Here is a 13,802-nt window from a genome sequence, read left to right on the forward strand (position 1 = left end):
ACCAACCGCTCGTGTCGGACTCCGGTCCCGTGGGAAAGGGACGACGTCGCCATGGCAGATCATCAGGAAGCATCCGTCACTCTGCCGAGCGATCCCGCCTCGGTCTCCGCCGCCCGGAAATATGTCTCCGACATTCTCATCGAATGGGGACTGCCGGGCGACGCCGAAGTCGCCGACACCGTACGGCTGATCGTGTCCGAACTCGCCACGAACGCCGTCCAGCACACCCTGGGGCAGTCACCCACGTTCACGGTGGACGTCGTCCTCGACCGGGACGAGTTATTGCGCATCGGCGTCACCGACAGTCACCCGCGTTTCCCCAAACGCCTGCCCGCGGCCGTGCAACAGGACAACGGCCGCGGAATGGTGATCATTCGCTGGCTCGCCGCGGAGTACGGCGGCAAGCTGAGCGTGCGGCCCACCCGCGAGGGCGGCAAGACGGTCGCGATCGAACTGCCGTGGGCCGCCCCCGTGGAGCCGGTCGCGGCGGGCGGCCAGCAGGGCCCCTGAGACCCGGCCGGCGCACTCGGCGCCGTGTCGTGTCGTCGCCCCGGGCGGACCAGCGGCCGCACGTCAGCGAGAGGGCCCGGGGGTGTCCCGGCCGTCCGCCTGGTCCGTCGTCCGGTGATCGGTGATCGTGCGCTGGACCATCCGCGGCATGACACGCCACAGGCCGACGTAGACCAGGAAGGTGCTCGCACTGGCGGCGATACCGGCGATGCGACCCATGGCCACGTCCACCACCAGCAGCACCGACCCGGTGAACGCCAGCGTCAGGACCACAAGCCCGAGCGCGGCGAGGCGGGACGAGATCCGCACCACGGAGGGCTTCACGCGCTGCTGGAAGAGGGTGCGGTGCAGCGCCGCGGGCGAGGTGAACAGGGCTGCGGCCAGTACGGCCAGCAGGAGCGTGGTGACGTACGTGATGCGCTGGACCGTGTCGAGGGACGGGAAGCGCGAGGTGAAGGCGAGGGTCAGCAGGAACGCGAAGAGGATCTGCACCCCGGTCTGGGTGACCCGCAGCTCCTGAAGCAACTCGGAGAAGTTGCGGTCGGCGCGCTCCAGGGGTGTCTCGTTCCGATCCTGGTGAGGTAGTGGGTCGGCCATGGTGAACAAGTAACCGATTCGACCCGGCGCACGCCCCGGCGGGGCGGCGGCGCGCCGTGCCGCCACCCCGCAGGTCGAATCAGCTGACCCGTCCGTACCACACGCTCTTCGTCCAGATCTTCTGGAGCCTCACTACGTCCCCGGTCTTCGGGGAGTGCCAGATCCTTCCCTTCCCGGCGTAGATGCCGACGTGGTAGACGCTGCGGCCCCAGTGGAAGAACACCAGGTCTCCCGCCCTGCGGTGCGACGCGGAGATGTGGCGCGTCTTGTTGTACTGCGCCGCGGCAGTGCGGGGCAGCTTCTTGCCGGCCTTCTTGAACGCGTACACCGTGAGCCCCGAGCAGTCGAAGCGGCGCGGGCCGGTGGCACCGTACTGGTACGGCGATCCCTTCTTGGACGCCGCGATCTGCAGCGCCTTGGTAGCCGGAGCCGCGGCGGCGGCGTCGGTGGCGAGGCCGGGGGCCACGATGCTGCCGCCGACGGCGGCGAGAGTGAGAGCCGAGGCCGTGCCGGCCCGGGTCAGCAGCGACGGGACACGATTGAGCGCAGTCATGCGCAACCCTTCGTCAGCCGCCTGTGAAGGATGACCTGTCGGATTCGGGCTGGCGAAGTAGCCCGGCCGCTCACGCGGCTTCACCCCAAGGACCGCCCGGATCTCTCCGGCGGCCCGCCTTGCTGGGTCCTCCACTCCTGCCGATCCATTTCTGTCGACCCGTCATCCGGGCGGCGGCAGGATTCGGCGTCCGCCCGGACCGCCCCGCCGTGGTGGCGGGGGCTTGTCGTCAGCAAGGGATCTTCACTCACGAGTGTCCAAAAAACACCATGGAACCGGTGGTTTGTGGCATTACTCACCACTCACCCATTCGGCTGGGCAGCCCTTTGTTCGGGCCGTGTTGAGGGGTGGGACGAGGCCCGGACCTGCGGTGGAACACCTCATCCCGGCCCAAGGGCAAGCGCGTTGCGCATGCCTCGCGGGCCCTTGGGATCATGGACGTCTACTCCGAGTGTGGGTAACCCGTTCGGCGCGTTTGAGCCGCGGTAAAGGGGTAGGGGTCGCCGCCCGATGTGCGGTGCGCGGCAGCCGTCCAGCCAACTGCCCTGCCCCCGCGCACCAGTCACTACCCGTCAGTCAGCCGTCCCGTGCGGCGGTGGAGGACGGCGGAGCCGTCGCTCAGGCCGGCCCCGCACCCGCACCGATCCATCAGCTCAGTCGTCCGGTCCGGGAGGCACCGTGACGCGGGCCGCGCGGCGTTCGCCGTCCAGGACGCGCAGCGCCCGGGCGAGCGTGCGGCCGTGCAGTTCGCTCTCCCCGCGCTGGTGCATCAGCGCCAGGGCCTCGCGCAGGGCCACCGCCTTGCCGACCAGGGCCTGGGCGGCGCGCAGTGAGCCGTAGGTGTCCCCGGAGTGCGCGGGGTTGATGCGGCCGACGAGGTCGACCACGTCGAGGTAACGGTCGATCAGTTCGGCTTCCGCACGGGTCAGCGGGGGCAGCGGAGGCAGTTCGGGCGGCAGCATCGACGGCTCACCTCGCGCCGGGCGCGGTGCGCGACGCCTTGCGGCTCGGGATGATGCGATCGACCAGCCCGTACTCCACTGCAGCCGGGGCGTCGAGGATCTTGTCCCGCTCGATGTCGGCTGCGATCCGCTCGGGACTCTGCCCGGTGTGCCGCGCGAGCATCTCCTCCAGCCGCCTGCGCGTGCGGATGAGCTCCTCGGCCTGGATGGCCAGATCGGTGGCCTGTCCCTGGATGGGCTCCGGCAGGGACGGCTGGTGGATCAGTACGCGTGCGCCCGGCAGCGCGAACCGCTTGCCCGGCGTGCCCGCGGCGAGCAGAACGGCCGCGGCGGACGCCGCCTGGCCGAGGCAGATCGTCTCCACATCGCAGCCGACGTACTGGATCGTGTCGTAGACGGCCGTCATCGCGCTGAACGAGCCGCCGGGGGAGTTGATGTACAGCGAGATGTCCCGGTCCGGATCCAGGTACTCGAGATGCATGAACTGCGCCATCACGTCATTGGCCGAGGTGTCGTCGATGGGCGTTCCCAGAAAGATGATCCGCTCGTCCAGCAGCTTGGAGTACGGGTCGAGGGTCCGCTGCCCGTAGCCGGTGCGTTCGGTGAACTCCGGCAGGACATAGCGGGCGGACGGTCGGTTCATGGCACGCGCCTCCTCGGAATCGGCTTCCGTACAAAATGTACAGGACGTACGCTGGATCTGGAGGTGAGCATGCTGAGAGCGAAAAACGAGGGGACCAGTGGCGGATCTTTCGTTCGAAGAGGACCGTCAGGCCCTCGGTCTAAGCTGGAACACATGGCCTACGAGATTCCGGTGACGCAAGCCAGGGCTGAGCTGGCCGATCTGATCAACCGCGTGGTGTACGGCGGCGAGCGGGTCGTCGTGACGCGGCACGGAAAGCCTCTCGTCGCCCTGGTCTCCGCCGCTGACCTCGAACGGCTCGCCGAGCTGGATGCAGCCGAAGAGCAGGTGATCAGCTCGGTCTCCAGCGTCCGCGACGTCTCCTCGGCCCCGCGGGAGCGCCGCCGCTTCGGCATCACGGCCGAGCACCGGGGGTCCGACGCGTCCTGACGGCTGCCGGACGCGGCCGTCAGCCCGTATCCCATCCCGACGCGGTGGCCGAGCGCCGGAACGAAGCGTGGACCGCGAGGGCCATGCGCTGATCAGCCTGTGGCACCCCGCACTCTGCGGCACGGAACGGATCACAGCTCGGTTAACGTGGGCGAAACCCGGTCCAACTAGCCTGCCCCACCACACCATCAGGGACCTTTCCCTGTGGCCGCGGCAACCGGGCCCCGCACGGTCCGGAGCGAGGACTGTGAGGTGGGACGTGCAACTGACCCCGCACGAGCAAGAGAGGCTGCTCATCCACGTCGCTGCCGACGTGGCCGAGAAGCGAAGGGCCCGCGGACTCAGGCTGAACCACCCGGAGGCGGTCGCGCTCATCACGTCGCACATCCTCGAAGGCGCGCGTGACGGCCGGACGGTGGCCGAGCTGATGGCCTCCGGGCGCACACTGCTCACCCGGGACGACGTGATGGAGGGCATCCCCGAGCTGATCTACGACGTCCAGGTCGAGGCGACCTTCCCGGACGGCACCAAGCTCGTCACCGTCCACGACCCGATCGTCTGACGGGGGAGCCGCATGATTCCCGGAGAGATCCTGTTCGCGGGCGACCCGGTCGTCTTCAACGAGGGCCGCGAGGTCACCCCGCTGACCGTGCTCAACGCCGCCGACCGGCCCGTCCAGGTCGGCTCCCACTACCACTTCGCCGAGGCGAACCCCGGGCTGCGCTTCGACCGCGCGGCCGCGCACGGCAAACGCCTGAACATCGCCGCCGGCACCGCCGTGCGCTTCGAGCCCGGCATCCCCGTGGACGTGGAACTCGTACCGCTCGCCGGGGCCCGTATCGTGCCCGGACTGCGCGGGGACACCGGAGGCGCCCTCGATGCCTGAGATCGCGCGCGCCGCGTACGCCGACCTGTTCGGACCGACCACCGGGGACCGCATCCGGCTCGCCGACACCGATCTGCTCGTCGAGATCGAGGAAGACCGCTGCGGCGGGCCCGGACTCGCCGGTGACGAGGCCGTCTTCGGCGGTGGCAAGGTCATCCGCGAATCCATGGGCCAGTCACGGGCCACGCGCGCCGACGGAACCCCCGACACCGTGATCACCGGTGTCGTCGTCATCGACCACTGGGGCATCGCCAAGGCCGACGTCGGCATCCGCGACGGCCGGATCAGCGCGATCGGCAAGGCCGGCAACCCGGACACGATGGACGGCGTCCACCCGGATCTGGTGATCGGCCCCGAGACCGAGATCATCGCGGGCAACGGCCGGATCGTCACCGCCGGCGCCATCGACGCGCACGTCCACTTCATCTGCCCGCAGATCGCCGACGAGGCGCTCGCCTCGGGTATCACCACGCTGATCGGCGGCGGCACCGGACCGGCCGAGGGATCCAAGGCGACCACCGTCACGCCCGGCCCCTGGCACCTGGCGCGGATGTTCGAGGCGATGGAGCAGTACCCGGTCAACTTCGGGCTCCTCGGCAAGGGCAACACGGTCTCCCAGGACGCGATGCTCTCCCAGATCCGCGGCGGCGCACTTGGTCTGAAGCTGCATGAGGACTGGGGCTCCACGCCCGCCGTCATCGACACGGCCCTCACCGTCGCCGACCGGACCGGCATCCAGATCGCCATCCACACGGACACGCTCAACGAAGCCGGTTTCGTGGGCGACACGCTCGCCGCGATCGACGGCCGCGGCATCCACGCGTACCACACCGAGGGCGCCGGCGGCGGGCACGCGCCGGACATCATGACCGTGGTGTCCGAGCCATACGTCCTGCCCAGTTCCACCAACCCCACCAGGCCCTTCACCGTCAACACGGCCGAGGAACACCTCGACATGCTGATGGTCTGCCACCATCTGAACCCGGCCGTCCCGGAGGACCTGGCGTTCGCCGCGTCGAGGATCAGGCCGTCCACGATCGGAGCGGAGGACGTACTTCACGATCTGGGCGCGATCTCGATCATCTCCTCCGACTCCCAGGCCATGGGCCGGGTCGGCGAGGTCGTCATCCGGACCTGGCAGACCGCACATGTGATGAAGCGGCGGCGGGGCGCATTGCCCGGTGACGGCCGCGCCGACAACCACCGGGTACGTCGCTATGTCGCCAAATACACGATCAATCCGGCGCTGGCCCAGGGCCTCGCCCATGAGATCGGCTCGGTCGAGACCGGAAAGCTCGCCGACCTCGTGCTGTGGGAGCCCGCGTTCTTCGGGGTCAAGCCGTACCTGGTGATCAAGGGCGGACAGATCGCCTATGCGCAGATGGGCGACGCCAACGCGTCCATCCCGACCCCGCAGCCGATCCTGCCACGGCCGATGTTCGGGGCGATCGGGCGAGCACCGGCGGCGAACTCCGTCAACTTCGCGGCCCCGCTCGCGATCGAGGACGGTCTGCCGGAGCGGCTCTCACTGGGGAAGCGGTTCGTGGCCATCGAGTCCACGCGCGGTGTCACCAAGGCGAACATGCGGGAGAACGACGCCCGTCCACGGGTGCGGGTCGACCCCGACAGCTTCGCCGTCCATATCGACGGGGAACTGGTCGAGGCGACACCTGCCGCCGAACTTCCCCTGGCCCAGCGTTACTTCCTCTTCTGATGTCCCGCGCTGCGCTTCTCGTACTGGCCGACGGCCGCTTCCCCGCCGGAGGGCACGCGCACTCCGGTGGGGCCGAGGCGGCCGTGCGCGCGGGGCGGATCACCGGGGCCGCGACCCTGGAGGAGTTCTGCCGCGGGCGACTGCACACGGTGGGGCTGGTGTCCGCCTCGCTCGCGGCGGCCGCCGCGCTCGGCGTGGACCCGGCCGTGCTGGACGCCGCCGCGGACGCCCGTACCCCGTCGCCCGCGCTGCGTCTCGCCGCCCGCAGACTCGGCCGGCAGTTGATGCGAGCGGCCCGGGCGACCTGGCCCTCCGCCGAACTCGACGCGATGGCACGGGAGTTTCCCCAGGGGACGCACCAGCCGGTCGTGCTGGGGCTTGCCGCCCGGGCCGCGGGGCTCGGGCCGCAGGACGCGGCGCACTGCGCGGCCTACGAGAGCGTCAGCGGCCCGGCGACCGCGACGGTGCGGCTGCTGAGTCTGGACCCCTTCGACGCGACGGCCGTGCTGGCCCGCCTGGCCCCGGAGACGGACCGGGTGGCCGACCGGGCGGTCCTGGCGGCGAGCAGGGTGCTCGACGACGGGACCGACGCCCTGCCCGCGGCCTCCGCTCCGCTGCTGGAGATCGGTGCGGAGGCGCATGCCGCCTGGCCCGTGCGTCTGTTCGCGTCGTAGGAGGGATCCGCCGCGCCGCCCCTGCTCTTCCGTCCCCGGGGGGCTTTCAGCCCCCGGTTCGACCTGAACGGCCTCGTCCTTGATCACCGCCCGGACCGACATGGAGCCGTAGCAATGCACCTCGACCACACCCACGAAAGCCCCGCCGCCCTCAGCGCCGACGCCCACCGCCCCGACGACTCCCGCCGTGCCCTGCGGATCGGGCTCGGCGGCCCCGTCGGGTCCGGCAAGACCGCCACCGTGGCCGCGCTCTGCCGGGCCCTGCGGGACGAGTTGTCGCTCGCCGTCGTCACCAACGACATCTACACCCGTGAGGACGCCGAGTTCCTGCTGCGCGAGGCCGTACTGCCGCCCGAGCGGATCACCGCTGTCGAGACGGGAGCCTGCCCGCACACCGCCATCCGGGACGACATCTCCGCCAATCTCGAAGCCGTGGAGGACCTGGAGTACACGGTAGGGCCGCTCGATCTCGTTCTCGTGGAGTCCGGTGGCGACAACCTCACGGCCACGTTCTCCAAAGGACTCGTCGACGCCCAGATCTTCGTCATCGACGTCGCGGGCGGGGATGACATCCCGCGCAAGGGCGGTCCCGGTGTCACCACCGCCGATCTGCTCGTCGTCAACAAGACCGACCTTGCGCCGTACGTCGGCTCCGATCTCGCCCGGATGGCCGCCGACGCGAAGGCGCAGCGGGCGGGGCTGCCCGTCGTCTTCCAGTCGTTGCGGACCGAGGAGGGCGTCGGGAGTGTCGCCGCGTGGGTGCGGACGCGACTCGCCGCGTGGACGACGTGACCACCGGGGTGCGGGCCACCGCGCGGATCGTGGCCCGGGACGACGGCCGGGGCGGTACGTCCCTGCCGGTGCTGGCGGGCCAAGGCCCGCTCGCGCTGCGCCGCACCCGGGCGAGCGGTGACGGGGCGCGCGTGCTGCTCGTCGGCTCGATGAGCGGGCCTCTCGGCGGCGACCACTTCACGGTCCTGGCCGAGGTGGCGAGCGGCGCCCGGCTCGAGATGGGATCGGCCGCCGCCACCCTCGCGCTGCCCGGGCAGTCGAAGGGCGAGGCCCGCTACGACGTCCGGCTGGACGTGGCCGCCGGAGCCGAACTGCGCTGGCTGCCGGAACAGTTGATCTCGGCGCGGGGCAGTGACCTGCGCGTCTCCTCACGCATCGACCTCGCGGCGGGCGCCCGGCTCGTCCACCGGGAGGAACAGGTCCTCGGGCGCTTCGGTGAGGAACCCGGCCAGCTCACCAGCCGTCTCACCGTACGGCTGGACGGACGGCCGCTGCTCGACCAGGAGGTGTCGTGCGGCCCGGGCGCCCCCGGCGGTTGGGACGGGCCGGCCGTCCTCGCCGGCCATCGGGCACTCGGGCAACTGGCCGTCGTCCGGCCCGAGTTCGGCCCCTCTCCTGTGGGTGCGAGGATGCTCGGCGACTACGCCGCGCTCACCCCCCTGGCCGGACCCGCCGTCCTGGTCACCGCTGTTGCGCCCGATGCCCTGCGGCTGCGCCGGGTGCTGGACGAGGCGCTGCGCGACCTGGGCTGACGAGACCTCTCCGCTCAACGGAGAGTGACGTACCGGTTATCGGATTGGTAAAGAAAGTCAAGCAACCCCTATTCTCAGGTGGCTCACAGCCGACAAGATCCCCGTACCAATTCGGAACAAGGCACGGGGAGGTCCCACTTGAGGGGAATCAGACCGACGAGACGAGTCACCGCGCTCGGTTCCGCGGGGGCGCTCGTCACGGCGACGCTGATAGCCGGCGCCGTGGCGGCACCGTCGGCCACCGCCGACACGCGCCACGGCCAGGACCGGGAAGCGCGCGGGGCCGCGATCGCCGCGGCGCGCGCCGCCAAGACCGGAATCAACTGGCAGGACTGCCCGGCCGACTGGGGTCTGGCGAAGCCCATCCAGTGCGGTTGGGTCACCGTTCCACTCGACTACGCCCACCCGGACGGCAAGCAGATCAAGCTCGCTGTCGACCGTATCGGGAACACGGGCACCAAGGACGAGCGCCAGGGCGCTCTCGTCTACAACCCGGGCGGCCCCGGCGGCTCGGGGCTGCGCTTCCCCACCCGGGTGACCAACAAGAACCCGATCTGGGCCAATGTGGCGAAGGCCTACGACTTCGTGGGCTTCGACCCCCGCGGCGTCGGCCACTCGGCGCCCATCTCCTGCGCGGACCCCCAGGAGTTCGTGAAGGCTCCCAAGGCGGACCCGGTCCCCGACTCCGAGGCGGACAAGCTCGCTCAGCGCAAGCTCGCCGGTGAGTACGCGGAGGGGTGCCTCGAGCGCACCGGCCGCGCGATGCTGCAGCAGATGACCACGCCCAACACGGTGCGTGACCTGGACGTCATCCGCGCCGCCCTGGGCGAGAAGAAGCTCAACTACCTGGGCGTCTCGTACGGCACGTACATCGGCGCCGTCTACGGCACGCTCTTCCCGGGTCACCTGCGCCGCATGATCGTCGACAGCGTGGTCAACCCGTCGCGCGAGAAGATCTGGTACCAGGCCAACCTGGACCAGGACGTCGCGTTCGAGGGCCGCTGGAAGGACTGGGAGGACTGGGTCGCGGCCAACGACGCGGCCTTCCACCTCGGCACCACCCGGGCCGCGGTGCAGGCGAAGTGGCTCGAGCTGCGGGCCACCGCGAAGAAGAGCCCCATCGGCGGGGTCGTGGGCCCGGCCGAGCTGATCTCCTTCTTCCAGAGCGCCCCGTACTACGACTCCTCGTGGGTGCCGGTGGCCACCGTCTTCAGCAAGTACGTCGCCGGTGACACCCAGGCGCTCGTGGACGCTGCCGCGCCCGACCTGTCGGACACGGCCGGGAACATCGCGTCGGAGAACGGCAACGCCGTCTACACGGCCGTCGAGTGCACTGACGCCAAGTGGCCGACGAGCTGGCAGAAGTGGGACCGGGACAACACCCGGCTCAACAAGGACTACCCGTTCATGACGTGGGCGAACGCCTGGATGAACCTGCCGTGCGCCACCTGGCCGGTCAAGCAGCAGACCCCGCTGAACGTGAAGACCGGCAAGGGCCTGCCGACCGTCCTGATCGTGCAGTCCACCCGTGACGCCGCGACGCCGTTCGACGGCGCGGTCGAACTGCACAAGCGCTTCGAGGGCTCCCGTCTGATCATCGAGAAGGACGCGGGCTCCCACGGCGTGACCGGTCTGGTCAACCCGTGCATCAACAGCCGGGTCGACACGTACCTGCTGACCGGCAAGACGGACGGCGCCGACGTGACGTGCACTCCGCACGCCACCCCGAAGCCGTAACCGCAGGGCAACGCAACGCGAGGGGGCGGCCGGAATCCCGGCCGCCCCCTCGTCGTCCCTGGTGCCGTCAGGAGCACCGGGGAGGTGTTGGACGCGCTGCAGCGGCCCTGGAGACCCTTAGTAGGGGCCGTTGACGTTGTCGATCGAGCCGTAGCGGTGGTACGCGTAGTTGCACGCGGCGGTGATGTTGGCGACCGGGTCGTAGATGTCCCATGAGGTGCCGGGGACGTGGTACGCCTGGAAGGTCGGGTCGATCACCTGGAGCAGGCCCTTGGAGGGGATGCCCTTCGCGGCGTTGGAGTCCCACAGGTTGATGGCCTTGGGGTTGCCGGAGGACTCACGCATCAGGTTGCGGTAGATGCCGTTGTAGGACCCCGGAATGCCGTGCTGGGCCATGACGTCCAACGACTCCTTGATCCAGCCGTCCAGGTTGTTGGCGTAGGTCTTGGCCGGGGTGGCGGCCTTGGCCGGAGTGGCGGTCTTGGCCGGGGTGGCGGCCTTCGTGGTGGTGGCGGCCTTGGCCGGGGCGGCGGCCTTCGTGGCGGTGGTGTCGCCGGCGGGCGAGGACGAGCCGTCGGGAAGGACCAGGACCTGACCGATCGCGAGGCGGTCGTAGCGGTAGACGTCGTTGGCGTCCGCGAGGGCCTGCCAGCCTCCCGGCACCTGGTACTTGTGGGCGATCCGGTACAGCGTGTCGCCCGGCTGGACGGTGTAGGTGGAGGGGGACGCCTTGGTGGGCGCGGAGGGGCTGGTGTCCGACGGCAGGGCCAGGACCTGGCCGGGCATCAGGGTGTACGGGCTGGAAATCTCGTTCGCCGATGCGAGGGCCTGCCAGCCACCGGGCACGTTCTCGGCCCGGGCGATCCTGTACAGGGTTTCGCCGTCCTGGACGGTGTGGGTGGTTCCGAGCGTCTTGGCGGCGGGTGCGGCGCTGGCGGACTGGACTGTGCTCAGCACGGCCGTGCAGGCCAAGGCGAACATGCCGACGACGGTCGTGCGACCCCCGAGTCGGCGGGCCCTGGGCCGTCGATGGGATGCGGGAATAGGCATGATGCGGACCTCGTTCTGGGGATTACTTGCCCGCAGCTGCCGGTTCCCTCGACAGACAGCCCCGCATTTCGTTTAGCGGTGCGCTGCGGCGGAGTCATTCTTAGCCGCCGCAAATAACAGGACAATTGCTTTGCCAACTAAGTCGGCTAGTTGTCCTGCATGACGATCACCGTGTTTACCCCAGGAATTCGGGAAATTAAAAGATCCGTAAGGCACTAACCGCCTTCGTAAGTGAATTGCGTCACCCCGCCTTGCGGGATTGCCGGTGGCGCGCAAGGGGGAATGCATGTCATGCTCGGATTTAAGTGGGCAATGACAGTTAAATTCCCTAATCGCCCCAAAACTAACTAATCGGGGTTTAGGTATTTAGCGCATCAAAACGGACATGCAGCTGTCATTCACCGAGTGAGGCGGGCATGCCCCTTTCCGCCGTGCGCCGTCAACTCAGCGGCAGGCGGGGGAGTTTGCGGGTCCGTTCCGCCTTCTCCTCGGACTCCTGCGCCTTGACGACGGCCGCGTACTGGTCGACGTACTCCTGCTCGGAGAGGGTCAGGATGGCGTACATGATCTCGTCGGTGACCGCGCGCAGGATGGCCTTCTCGTTCTCCATGCCGGCGTAGCGGGAGAAGTCCAGGGGCTTGCCGAACCGGATCACCACCGGGTGGATGCGCGGAACGACCTGACCCGGCGGCTGGGCCTCGAAGGTGCCGATCATCGCGCAGGGGATCACCGGGACCCGGGCCTTGAGTGCCATTGCCGCGACGCCCACCTTGCCTTTGTAGAGGCGGCCGTCGTGAGAGCGGGTGCCCTCCGGGTAGATGCCCAGCAACTCGCCTTTGTGCAGCACGCGGAGGCCTTCTCGGATCGCTGCTTGCCCGGCCTCTTTGCCGGAGCGATCAACGGGAATCTGTCCTGCGCTTCGGAAGAACGCTGCGGTGAGACGGCCTTTGATTCCCGGGCCCGTGAAGTACTCGGCCTTCGCGAGAAACGTGATGCGCCGCTTGAGAATTGCGGGCATCAAGAAGTGGTCGGCGAAGGAGAGGTGATTGCTGGCGACGATCGCCGGGCCGTCCGCAGGAACGTGTTCCAGTCCCTCGATGCGCGGCCGGAAGACCAACCTGAGCAGCGGTCCGAGAAGGACGTATTTGAGCAGGTAGTAGAACAAGGGGGCGCTCCTCACTCCGGCGGATCGGCTCAACCGTCGCGTTCCAGCAGCTCAACCGGCCTGTTGTGGGGCGCAAGTCTAGGCTCAGGCGGGGGTCGCCGGAACCATGTGCGGCCGTACTCGGCCTGATGGCACCCTTCCTGACGGATCGACAGGAAAAACAGAGCCCCGAAACCGTTTCGTGCGGTCCGCGAGGGGCGGACCGCACGAAACGGACAGTGGCACTGCGCGGTGGATGATCACAGATATTCGTCGTCTCCCTGCTCGGGGTGGGCACTCTCGTCGTCCGTCCGGCGGCCGCGCTGCTGCTGCTCCTGCCGGTGCTGGCGTTCCTGACGTGCCTGCTCCTGGGCGCCGAGGGTCTCCTCGGTCATGTCCCTGAGGTGACCCGATTCATCCGCGTACGGGTCGCGTCCCCGGTCGGTCATGTCGGCTCACTCCTCGATGAGGTGAGGGAAGGGCGCAGCTCCGCCCCTCTCGATCAGCGTGGCACGCGTCGTATTCACCCGCATATCGGCTCCGCGACGCGTCTGCGGGATGCCGGGCCCACCGTGAGGTGCCTCGGCGCTCACCAGGTACGGCGGACCGCGTGGAGTGCCTTCAAGGCCCCCTGGAGCTCACCCAGGCGCTCTGCCGGGCGGCCTGGGGCGGCGAGGCTGCGGCCCCGGCGCCGGTTTCGCCAGTATCGTGCGCGCCGGAGGTGGGGCTGCATGGCGGTGCAGGTTGCGGTGTGCGGGCCGGCGCAGTGCGGCGAACGGGAGCGAGCCCTCGCCTACGAGCTGGGCCGGCTGCTGGCGGAGCGCGGGGCCGCGGTGATCTGCGGCGGGCACGGCGGGGTCATGGCCGCGGTGGCGGCGGGCGCACGGTCGCGCGACGGCCTCGTGGTCGGAGTGCTGCCGGGGGCCGATCGCGCCGGTGCCGCTCCGGATCTGAGCGTCGCGATCGCCACCGGCCTCGGGCAGGCGCGCAACAGCGTGATCGTGCACAGCGGGGACGCCATCATCGTGGTGGGCGGATCCTGGGGCACGCTCTCCGAGCTGGCCCTCGCCGTGCGTCGGGGCGGGGTGCCCGTGGTCCAGCTGGGGGAGGGGTGGCGGCTCGTGGACCGGGACGGGCGGGAGCCGCCTGGGGTCCGGCGCGCGAGAACGCCTGCCGAGGCGCTGGAGCTCACCGGGCTGTGGGACTGACGGTGCCCTTGGTCCGGCTCGGTGAGGGCTGGGGCTCGTTGGCGGGGAGGGACGGGGTCCGCCCGGGGCTCGGCACGCGTGGACGCCTGGCGAGGCGCTGCAGCTCACCAGGCGGTGGGACTGATGCCGGCTCGGTGAGGGTCGGCGGCTC

Annotated in this window: 17 protein-coding genes and 1 riboswitch; of the genes, 10 read left to right on the top strand and 7 right to left on the bottom strand. The window is 69.8% G+C overall.

The features are described from left to right. The first annotated feature begins 51 nt into the window (after positions 1-51). A complete protein-coding gene (locus tag ACQEXA_RS44860; protein WP_432925252.1) occupies positions 52-510 on the top strand; it encodes an ATP-binding protein in 459 nt (152 codons plus the stop codon). 63 nt (positions 511-573) lie between these two features. Here the strand turns inward: ACQEXA_RS44860 and ACQEXA_RS44865 are convergent, their stop codons facing one another. The 4 genes from ACQEXA_RS44865 to ACQEXA_RS44880 form a co-directional block, all read right to left on the bottom strand. Beyond that, positions 574-1,107 carry a DUF6328 family protein gene (locus tag ACQEXA_RS44865; protein ID WP_361000310.1) on the bottom strand — a complete coding sequence of 178 codons (534 nt, stop codon included), beginning with the start codon at positions 1,105-1,107 and terminating at the stop codon, positions 574-576. 79 nt (positions 1,108-1,186) lie between these two features. After that, positions 1,187-1,660: a C40 family peptidase gene (locus tag ACQEXA_RS44870; protein ID WP_432925250.1), complete on the bottom strand. Its 474-nt coding sequence runs from the start codon at positions 1,658-1,660 to the stop codon at positions 1,187-1,189. Positions 1,661-1,664: 4 nt separating this feature from the next. Further along, positions 1,665-1,849, bottom strand: a riboswitch (cyclic di-AMP (ydaO/yuaA leader). A 464-nt stretch (positions 1,850-2,313) separates the two neighbouring features. After that, on the bottom strand, positions 2,314-2,622 hold the full coding sequence (locus tag ACQEXA_RS44875) for a hypothetical protein (RefSeq protein WP_359391283.1): 309 nt from the start codon (positions 2,620-2,622) through the stop codon (positions 2,314-2,316). Positions 2,623-2,629: 7 nt separating this feature from the next. Further along, positions 2,630-3,265, bottom strand: a complete 636-nt coding sequence (locus tag ACQEXA_RS44880) for an ATP-dependent Clp protease proteolytic subunit (RefSeq protein WP_359391285.1) — start codon at positions 3,263-3,265, stop codon at positions 2,630-2,632. A gap of 153 nt (positions 3,266-3,418) precedes the next feature. On the opposite strand from ACQEXA_RS44880, the gene ACQEXA_RS44885 reads away from it, so the two are divergent. The 8 genes from ACQEXA_RS44885 to ACQEXA_RS44920 all read left to right on the top strand — a co-directional run bounded on the left by ACQEXA_RS44885 (position 3,419) and on the right by ACQEXA_RS44920 (position 10,249). Then, a complete protein-coding gene (locus tag ACQEXA_RS44885; RefSeq protein ID WP_359391287.1) occupies positions 3,419-3,694 on the top strand; it encodes a type II toxin-antitoxin system Phd/YefM family antitoxin in 276 nt (91 codons plus the stop codon). Positions 3,695-3,953: 259 nt separating this feature from the next. Next, positions 3,954-4,256 carry an urease subunit gamma gene (locus ACQEXA_RS44890; RefSeq protein WP_432925247.1) on the top strand — a complete coding sequence of 101 codons (303 nt, stop codon included), beginning with the start codon at positions 3,954-3,956 and terminating at the stop codon, positions 4,254-4,256. A gap of 12 nt (positions 4,257-4,268) precedes the next feature. Continuing rightward, complete coding sequence (locus tag ACQEXA_RS44895) at positions 4,269-4,580, top strand: urease subunit beta (RefSeq protein ID WP_432925245.1); 312 nt, start codon at positions 4,269-4,271, stop codon at positions 4,578-4,580. Further along, entirely contained in the window at positions 4,573-6,294 is a 1,722-nt protein-coding gene (locus tag ACQEXA_RS44900; protein ID WP_432925243.1) for an urease subunit alpha, read from the top strand. The genes ACQEXA_RS44895 and ACQEXA_RS44900 overlap by 8 nt, the downstream gene beginning before the upstream one ends. After that, the gene (locus tag ACQEXA_RS44905) at positions 6,294-6,968 is read left to right on the top strand and encodes an urease accessory protein UreF (protein WP_432925241.1); all 675 of its coding nucleotides are present in this window, start codon (positions 6,294-6,296) and stop codon (positions 6,966-6,968) included. The genes ACQEXA_RS44900 and ACQEXA_RS44905 overlap by 1 nt, the downstream gene beginning before the upstream one ends. A 114-nt stretch (positions 6,969-7,082) precedes the next feature. After that, complete coding sequence (gene ureG, locus ACQEXA_RS44910; RefSeq protein WP_432925239.1) at positions 7,083-7,760, top strand: urease accessory protein UreG; 678 nt, start codon at positions 7,083-7,085, stop codon at positions 7,758-7,760. Continuing rightward, a complete protein-coding gene (locus ACQEXA_RS44915) occupies positions 7,757-8,512 on the top strand; it encodes an urease accessory protein UreD (protein WP_432938985.1) in 756 nt (251 codons plus the stop codon). Before ureG ends, ACQEXA_RS44915 begins: the two co-directional genes overlap by 4 nt. Before the next feature lie 138 nt (positions 8,513-8,650). After that, a complete protein-coding gene (locus tag ACQEXA_RS44920; protein ID WP_432925237.1) occupies positions 8,651-10,249 on the top strand; it encodes an alpha/beta hydrolase in 1,599 nt (532 codons plus the stop codon). A gap of 117 nt (positions 10,250-10,366) precedes the next feature. Here ACQEXA_RS44920 and ACQEXA_RS44925 read toward each other — a convergent pair whose 3' ends face one another. The 3 genes from ACQEXA_RS44925 to ACQEXA_RS44935 all read right to left on the bottom strand — a co-directional run bounded on the left by ACQEXA_RS44925 (position 10,367) and on the right by ACQEXA_RS44935 (position 12,892). After that, entirely contained in the window at positions 10,367-11,230 is an 864-nt protein-coding gene (locus tag ACQEXA_RS44925) for a LysM peptidoglycan-binding domain-containing protein (RefSeq protein WP_432925235.1), read from the bottom strand. Between the two features lie 508 nt (positions 11,231-11,738). Further along, positions 11,739-12,464, bottom strand: coding sequence for a lysophospholipid acyltransferase family protein (locus ACQEXA_RS44930; protein ID WP_433132822.1), 726 nt, complete (start codon positions 12,462-12,464; stop codon positions 11,739-11,741). A gap of 239 nt (positions 12,465-12,703) precedes the next feature. Further along, on the bottom strand, positions 12,704-12,892 hold the full coding sequence (locus ACQEXA_RS44935) for a hypothetical protein (RefSeq protein ID WP_432925231.1): 189 nt from the start codon (positions 12,890-12,892) through the stop codon (positions 12,704-12,706). Positions 12,893-13,174: 282 nt separating this feature from the next. Here ACQEXA_RS44935 and ACQEXA_RS44940 point away from each other — a divergent pair, with 282 nt between their 5' ends. Then, positions 13,175-13,651: a TIGR00725 family protein gene (locus tag ACQEXA_RS44940; RefSeq protein WP_359391309.1), complete on the top strand. Its 477-nt coding sequence runs from the start codon at positions 13,175-13,177 to the stop codon at positions 13,649-13,651. The last annotated feature ends 151 nt before the right edge of the window (positions 13,652-13,802 follow it).

Origin of the sequence: Streptomyces sp. CA-106110 (assembly GCF_050936285.1) — a bacterium.
GTDB lineage: Bacteria > Actinomycetota > Actinomycetes > Streptomycetales > Streptomycetaceae > Streptomyces.

What these genes read in the sequence shown, in the direction of transcription:
- ACQEXA_RS44860 (WP_432925252.1), top strand. Translation starts at nt 52, where the DNA reads ATGGCAGATCATCAGGAAGCATCCGTCACTCTGCCGAGCGATCCCGCC.
- ACQEXA_RS44865 (WP_361000310.1), bottom strand. Translation starts at nt 1,107, where the DNA reads ATGGCCGACCCACTACCTCACCAGGATCGGAACGAGACACCCCTGGAG.
- ACQEXA_RS44870 (WP_432925250.1), bottom strand. Translation starts at nt 1,660, where the DNA reads ATGACTGCGCTCAATCGTGTCCCGTCGCTGCTGACCCGGGCCGGCACG.
- ACQEXA_RS44875 (WP_359391283.1), bottom strand. Translation starts at nt 2,622, where the DNA reads ATGCTGCCGCCCGAACTGCCTCCGCTGCCCCCGCTGACCCGTGCGGAA.
- ACQEXA_RS44880 (WP_359391285.1), bottom strand. Translation starts at nt 3,265, where the DNA reads ATGAACCGACCGTCCGCCCGCTATGTCCTGCCGGAGTTCACCGAACGC.
- ACQEXA_RS44885 (WP_359391287.1), top strand. Translation starts at nt 3,419, where the DNA reads ATGGCCTACGAGATTCCGGTGACGCAAGCCAGGGCTGAGCTGGCCGAT.
- ACQEXA_RS44895 (WP_432925245.1), top strand. Translation starts at nt 4,269, where the DNA reads ATGATTCCCGGAGAGATCCTGTTCGCGGGCGACCCGGTCGTCTTCAAC.
- ACQEXA_RS44900 (WP_432925243.1), top strand. Translation starts at nt 4,573, where the DNA reads ATGCCTGAGATCGCGCGCGCCGCGTACGCCGACCTGTTCGGACCGACC.
- ACQEXA_RS44905 (WP_432925241.1), top strand. Translation starts at nt 6,294, where the DNA reads ATGTCCCGCGCTGCGCTTCTCGTACTGGCCGACGGCCGCTTCCCCGCC.
- ureG (WP_432925239.1), top strand. Translation starts at nt 7,083, where the DNA reads ATGCACCTCGACCACACCCACGAAAGCCCCGCCGCCCTCAGCGCCGAC.
- ACQEXA_RS44925 (WP_432925235.1), bottom strand. Translation starts at nt 11,230, where the DNA reads ATGTTCGCCTTGGCCTGCACGGCCGTGCTGAGCACAGTCCAGTCCGCC.
- ACQEXA_RS44935 (WP_432925231.1), bottom strand. Translation starts at nt 12,892, where the DNA reads ATGACCGACCGGGGACGCGACCCGTACGCGGATGAATCGGGTCACCTC.
- ACQEXA_RS44940 (WP_359391309.1), top strand. Translation starts at nt 13,175, where the DNA reads ATGGCGGTGCAGGTTGCGGTGTGCGGGCCGGCGCAGTGCGGCGAACGG.